Origin of the sequence: Pseudoalteromonas sp. TB64 (genome assembly GCF_000498095.1) — a bacterium.
In the GTDB taxonomy this organism is placed as follows: Bacteria; Pseudomonadota; Gammaproteobacteria; order Enterobacterales; family Alteromonadaceae; genus Pseudoalteromonas.
Map to the genome: position 1 here is coordinate 1 of NZ_AUTQ01000182.1, position 6,433 is coordinate 6,433.

8 protein-coding genes are annotated in these 6,433 nt (G+C 33.8%); 1 reads left to right on the plus strand and 7 read right to left on the minus strand.

The window, feature by feature from the left end:
* The first annotated feature begins 90 nt into the window (after nt 1-90).
* Nucleotides 91-852, plus strand: a complete 762-nt coding sequence (locus L647_RS0115195; RefSeq protein WP_024611512.1) for an IS5 family transposase — start codon at nt 91-93, stop codon at nt 850-852.
* Nucleotides 853-1,241: 389 nt separating this feature from the next.
* On the opposite strand, the gene L647_RS1000000126040 is transcribed toward L647_RS0115195, so the two are convergent.
* From L647_RS1000000126040 to L647_RS0115235, 7 genes are all read right to left on the minus strand, one after another.
* Complete coding sequence (locus L647_RS1000000126040) at nt 1,242-1,394, minus strand: hypothetical protein (protein WP_158001073.1); 153 nt, start codon at nt 1,392-1,394, stop codon at nt 1,242-1,244.
* Between the two features lie 134 nt (nt 1,395-1,528).
* Nucleotides 1,529-2,704, minus strand: a complete 1,176-nt coding sequence (locus L647_RS0115210) for a hypothetical protein (RefSeq protein WP_024611825.1) — start codon at nt 2,702-2,704, stop codon at nt 1,529-1,531.
* 284 nt (nt 2,705-2,988) lie between these two features.
* The gene (locus L647_RS0115215) at nt 2,989-3,222 is read right to left on the minus strand and encodes a hypothetical protein (protein WP_024611826.1); all 234 of its coding nucleotides are present in this window, start codon (nt 3,220-3,222) and stop codon (nt 2,989-2,991) included.
* Nucleotides 3,219-3,605, minus strand: a complete 387-nt coding sequence (locus tag L647_RS0115220) for a hypothetical protein (RefSeq protein WP_024611827.1) — start codon at nt 3,603-3,605, stop codon at nt 3,219-3,221. The genes L647_RS0115215 and L647_RS0115220 overlap by 4 nt, the downstream gene beginning before the upstream one ends.
* Before the next feature lie 358 nt (nt 3,606-3,963).
* Nucleotides 3,964-4,380 (minus strand): Imm26 family immunity protein, encoded by a 417-nt coding sequence (locus tag L647_RS0115225; protein ID WP_158001074.1) that lies wholly within the window; start codon nt 4,378-4,380, stop codon nt 3,964-3,966.
* Between the two features lie 396 nt (nt 4,381-4,776).
* Nucleotides 4,777-5,214, minus strand: coding sequence for a hypothetical protein (locus tag L647_RS0115230; RefSeq protein WP_024611829.1), 438 nt, complete (start codon nt 5,212-5,214; stop codon nt 4,777-4,779).
* A 455-nt stretch (nt 5,215-5,669) separates the two neighbouring features.
* Nucleotides 5,670-6,332: a hypothetical protein gene (locus tag L647_RS0115235; protein ID WP_024611830.1), complete on the minus strand. Its 663-nt coding sequence runs from the start codon at nt 6,330-6,332 to the stop codon at nt 5,670-5,672.
* Nucleotides 6,333-6,433 lie beyond the last annotated feature (101 nt).

Here is a 6,433-nt window from a genome sequence, read left to right on the forward strand (position 1 = left end):
TAGGGCGTGTTGATCTTTGCGGTATAAAAAACAAACAGCATGAGGATAAGGTATAATTGAATTCGCTAAAAAACGTTACACCGAACCCTCATGCCAAGATTAATGTTAACAGACGCGACATGGAATGTCTTATCAAAAGTAATGCACTTAAGTGGTCGAATTTATAATAAGCCTGAGCATAGAAAAACGCTCGAAGGCATACTCTATAAGATGCGTACCGGTATTCCTTGGCGAGATTTACCGTCTTATTTCGGCTCGTGGAGTGCTATCTATAGACGATTTAATTTATGGTCCAAAAAAGATATTTTGAATGAATTATTTCGTGTGTTATCCCACTATGCTGATATGGATTGGATCTTTATTGATGGCAGTATTGTCAGGGCTCACCAGCATAGTTGCGGTGCAAGAACCGCTGGCAATGAATCAATCGGTAAGAGTCGAGGTGGCAATTCGACTAAAATTCATCTTGCAGTAGATAGCGGAGGATTGCCTGTTTATTATGAATTATCCTGTGGAAATACGCATGATATCGTCCATGCAGAGTCACTTGTAGACAATTGCCCAACGAGTAATGTGGTTGTCGCAGATAAAGGCTACGATAGTGAAAAACTAAGAGAGTTTATTCGTGATAATAGCGCTACACCCGTTATTCCACGCAAGGATAACAGTTTAGTGGGTAATGAAGATATTGACTGGTGCATGTACAAATATAGGCACTTAGTTGAGAATGCCTTTGGTCGGATCAAACAATATAGAGGGATAGCTACAAGGTATGAAAAGCTTGAACGGAATTATCATTCCATGCTCGCTTTAGCATTTACTATGATGTGGCTACCAATGTGGGCTGATTAATATATATACTACAAAGATCAACAGCCCCTAGTCCACCATGATTAATAAGTTATTATTAATACTTTCGGGAACGAAGTCTGTCAGCTTTTATTCTTTATATAAAAGATATTTATACCGAGTATTGAAATACTGTAGTAACAACCTTTTCTTGCAGTTGTAAATACCAGTAGCACTTTGATACTAAGCAATAGTAGTCATAAAAATACAAACAACGCCGTAGCCCATGCGTAAAATTGCAACGATAAACTTTGCACACTTGCACCTAAAGCTAAAACAACAAAAACCACTCCTAAGGTACGAGTTATAACTGTTGCATTAGTTTTAAACGCTATGTGATTTTTATCGCTAGCCTTATCAAATATGTAAGAGTAAGTAGCCAAGCTCTGTTTCTACAAGGCGAAATTTTTTATACCATCATATTCTTTTTTATAGTATTTTTTATATGCCCTATCAACTGATTTTGTGATTGCTTTATCTGCATTGGGTATATGTTCAAGGGGTGTGAAAAGTTGCTTAAATAACTGTTCATCTTTATTTTTCACTATCTACACCGCTTTCTACACCGCTTTAAAACAGTTTTCTTTTGGAATCGTTATTAGCAAGCTCTGCGTGGCATGTAAAGCTTGCTAGTAACGACAATGGCAGTAGGTATTTATTCATTATCTTTAAAATAAGATTAAGAATTAAAAAGACTTATATAGTTTGGTAAATTAATAACGTTAATGATCACGATAAATAAACCGAGCACTAAGCCTACATGTTTTTTAATTGGGTAAACCATTTGGGTTGTTCTATCTAACGAGACTGGATATTTATGTTTTAGTAAAGAAAAAACGAGTGCTTTACTATCAACACTCCAATGAGATAGTGGAATACTCTGCCCCTTTGTAGTCTTGAATACCAATGAGATTAAATGCGAACTTTTAGTTGCTCCTCCTATTGAGCCTTCAATTGACTCATAATTATAATTCCATGCTGCATCAATACTGGTAATTTCCTGCCTTGTTAATGTACGTGGGGTTTTGTCAGTAAATAATAACGCGGGTAAATAAAGTTCATAATCATTTATTATAATGGAGCTTAAAGGAGCTGCTTTTATAAAATAGTATTTATTACAAATAATAATTCTAGCAAAGTAATAACTTGCATAAGTTATTACTAAAAATGCAAAAGATGGTTTCCAATTTTGTGATGAAAACGCAATAAATAGTGTAAATAAAGCAAAACACACTACGATGAAATGAACTAAATTTTTCTTACTCCTAGGTAGTGGTAGTGCGCACCTGAGGATAGGAATATTATTTTTAGCCTCAGCATTACCTAAAATAGTATTTTGCGGGAATATTTTTGAAAACTTGTTTACTGTTGCTGAGTTTGTTTTTTCAGCCTCGACCTCTTCTCGTTTAGCAGTATAAACGCGCTCAACGGTTGAAAGCTTATTCACTGCTAGCTGCGCTTGTTTGGCTTGCTTAAAACACCTAAATGTGTAAGTACTAAGTTTGCCTTCTGCTGAAGTGTAATTAATATCAATCACACTAATGGCTTTATTATCTTGGCATGAAATTGTATTAATCGTGCTAGTATCAATGGTATGTTGACTAAACGTGAAGATTTTTTTCTTAAAAAAATAAGCAGCAAAATTTACATCAATTTGATTATTGTGTTCATCAAATTTTAATCGATGTTGAAACATCAAAAGCGCAAGAATTAATAAAATATCAAGCCCGTCACTTGTATCAAAAAAAATCAAGCCTTGACTTAAAACACCTAGCACAAGTCCTGCTACAGTTAGCCAAATGAGTAGCCATTTAATCGTTTCTAATAGTGATTTTAATATAATTGAATTAGCCAAAATTCCCTCTTTAAATAAAAAGAGTATGCTTAGTTACATACTCTAATAACATGTAAATACTTAAAGTAGTCAAAAAGCTAATTAACTAGACGCAATAATTATTATCCAACCGTCTTCTTTAGTATATTTAAAGCCACAACCATCTGACACTAAGTTCTTTTCGTCATATTTAGCCTCAACTTTAACTTGAGCAAAAAGAGGTTTTGTCTCTGTTGATAATTTTTGAGATACAACCTCAAATTCTGGGTTTGTTACATACTTTTGAAACTTTTCTGACTTTTTATTTAAGTATGCAATAGCGCGTTTTTTTCGTCTTCCGAATCTTTAAAATGCTTTGGTACAAAAGACATCAAGGTATCAATGTCTTTATCAGCTTTTGCTTGTCTAAACTCTTCGCATTTTTTTATAAATAATGGGTCTTGATTATCCTTAGCAGGCAAATTTACGTTAGACTCATCAGCAAATGCTGCTGTACTTAATACCATAATGCTAGAAAGGGCTATTGATTGTGATTTCATTTAAACCCCTTTGTTAACGGAACAAATAAAGGGGACGTTGTGTAAATATTAAGCTTTTCACTTTTATTGTTTTGCTCTGTAGCAGTGGCGTCCATTGTAAATTCAAAACCTCTCTCCACTGGTTTCCAAGTAAATATGCCAGACTTATGCTTTTCTTTAATCGCATAAATTCTTGCATTTGAAATTGCATCAAGCGAAAAACCAAGTTCATTATTTCCAAGATAAAAATTCACTGATGAATCAAAAGTCATTGCAACTAAATTATTTTGTAACACAGCTGCAAGTTTTACTTCTTGTTCTTCATCAAGATATAAACTCCATGATTGTTTTTCTCCAAACCTAAGTTCTATTTCCTTAGGCACTTGGATTTTCTTCAGTTTCATCTATATTCCTATAATTGATATTATTGGTTGGTAAATCAGGCTGTTTCAAATTAGTTAGATTAATAATCTTTTATACGCAATGTAAGGAACAATTAAACATGACAGCCATTTTAATTAAAAGCAAAATTTAGGATCGGTGTCACTGTTAATTCCTGTTATTTATTTTTTTTAATAAAAAAACCATAGCTAAGTTCCTATTTTGGTTCAATCTATTACTGTACTTTTACGTAGCATATAAGAAAGTGTTGTTTCTATTTGCCATTATTTATAACAATGAACACTTCATACTGTTTTTGTTGGCTTTTTTCGTAATAGCTAGGATGGGGGTTTGTTAATTATTACCCTTTGAAATAATTAGTTAATTGCCATTTGTAAGAGGAAATTTTGATACTTTCCCCTCAAGGTATATAACATTAAATACATTCATTTCAGGAAGGCTTTTTAACTCACTATCAGTAGCTCCCCCCATACATTCATCAGCTACCCAAACGTCCCCACCGACAATTCTTTTATTAGCTTCTCGATCTAATTTAGACAGCGGTTCAGTGCCAATGATAGGCCACGTACCATTTTTAATTAGCTTGGTTGCTGTGTATATCAACTCAAAAGAATCACTTTTCAGTATAATTGGGTGTTTTTGATTTTTATCTAATTTCTCAGAAAACACTTTCAAAAGAGCTATATTTTTAAAATATTTAGATACATACAGGACTTTGCATACCCCATAAGTACTTTCAAAAGGAATCGATACTATTGCACCTTCAACCACTTTCACTCGCATCTAAAATGAATCCCCATAATTTGATGATTGCAACTAATGAGCCCGTAGATTAACTCGTCTTTTTATTTATTTTTATTGATAAACAAACCATAGCTGAGTTCCTATTTTGGTTCAATCGATTACTTATTGTTACGCAGAATATAAAGAAGTGTTTGATATTGTTTTAATTGGCGTTTTATAGGAGTTACTGATGTTTTTTTGTGCATTCTTTGAGGTTAAAAGAACAAAATTTATTTAGATCCTAAGTTTTTATCTGCCAACACTTGGACTACCAATTTGCGAGAGTGTTTCCCAATCTTGAAACTCGCCCAGCATTACCTAAAATAATTTTAATTCCCACTGAAACCTACACTTTGAATAGTAACCGGTATAATATTCAATTCATTCAATTCATTCAAATTCATAGGTGACATTCTTGCCATAATTTTCCCACTTCACCACAAGAATACGATCATCACCATGGTGCTCAATACGATCATGATTAAAATACCCTTCATGTTTCTCAACATAATCTCGGCCAATAGCATCCGTTTCTCTATAAAACATGCGGAAAAAAGCATAATATTTTTGTGTATCTTTTACACTTAACGTTTCTTTATTATAACTCTCTACAACTTCACGTAGAGCAACTTTATCGTCTGGTGCGTTTGCGATAACAAAATATTCAGTATTAATGCTAAGGGTATCGCCGGCATAGGACACTGTTGAGTCGGTGTAAGATAGTTGCTTTAAAGGAAATATCTCCACTGATTTAGAAGATGGACCGTTCTCGCATGAACTCAAAAAACTAAGAGATAAAATTGTTAACACTGTTGTAAGAAGTTTCATTCTTATTATACCTTGCTGCCAAACATAAAACCCTCTCAAAGGGCATCCATGCTTATTTAATCGAACCACTAATTTATTTTTATTGATAAACAAACCATAGCTGAGTTCCTATTTTGGTTCAATCGATTACTGTACTTTTACGCAGCATATAAAGAAGTGTTTGGTGTTGTTTTAATTGGCGCTTTAGAAGGGATTACTAGTGAAGTGCAAAATTTAGGGTGAGTGTCTTTGTTGTTTCGCCATAACAGTTTACCGTGGGTGAATAATATCTATTAGATCACAGCGAACAGATGGATTCAAGGTTAAAAATACACCAACCAAGAATAGTTGGATACGTTCCTAAAAACAGTAATTCTTCAGCTTCAACGCCGCGTTAAGCGGACAAAAATTGTGGGTTATAATGTGTAGCGAAACGAAACTTAACCCACTGTTTTTTGTTCCGTTTAAACACCTTTTTAACTACCTATCTTATTCAGCAACTCCAAACCTAACTTTTGCACTTGAGATTGTGAATTTTCAGAAAGCTGTTTTGCTACATTGGTAAACTTAGACTCAGGATGCTTCAGCACCCAATTCGCTAGAGATTCTTGTACAAAGAAATCATGATGATTTAATAAGCTATCTACAATTTCATCATCTAGTTCATTCGTTAGTTTAAGATATATATCGATAATTGCTACGGCTTCATCCGTATCAGTTAATGACAGAGATTTAAGCGCATCAAGGCAATCAAATGATACACCTTCTTCACCGATCAAATCCTCAATATCGATACAGTTAACACTTGCATAATTTAAAGCACTAACAAAAGAAGAAATAGATGAGAATACGATTTCAAAATCGGAATCATGAGAATACTTGATTACAGCGCCTTTACACGGTCCTTTAGAAATATAGCAATATGGATTTGAGTTATTTGCATCGTCAAGAACCCAAAAACCTAACTCTAAACCAACGCCAAAACTACTTAAGCACTCGCTACACTCTGCTCCCTCTTCCAAGTTAAGACAGTTAATGCTTAACTCATCATTTTTTAGGAACGTATTAAAAGACAAATACTCTACCAAGTCTTTAGGTGCAGAACCAATAATCTGTTCTAATTTCTGAGTTATTTTCATGAGACTCCAAGAGGTAGTTAACGAGCCTGTAGATTAACTCGTTTTTTTATTTATTTTTATTGATAAACAAACCATAGCTGAGTTCCTATTTTGGTTCAATC

What these genes read in the sequence shown, in the direction of transcription:
- L647_RS0115195 (WP_024611512.1), top strand. Translation starts at nt 91, where the DNA reads ATGCCAAGATTAATGTTAACAGACGCGACATGGAATGTCTTATCAAAA.
- L647_RS0115215 (WP_024611826.1), bottom strand. Translation starts at nt 3,222, where the DNA reads ATGAAATCACAATCAATAGCCCTTTCTAGCATTATGGTATTAAGTACA.
- L647_RS0115220 (WP_024611827.1), bottom strand. Translation starts at nt 3,605, where the DNA reads ATGAAACTGAAGAAAATCCAAGTGCCTAAGGAAATAGAACTTAGGTTT.
- L647_RS0115230 (WP_024611829.1), bottom strand. Translation starts at nt 5,214, where the DNA reads ATGAAACTTCTTACAACAGTGTTAACAATTTTATCTCTTAGTTTTTTG.
- L647_RS0115235 (WP_024611830.1), bottom strand. Translation starts at nt 6,332, where the DNA reads ATGAAAATAACTCAGAAATTAGAACAGATTATTGGTTCTGCACCTAAA.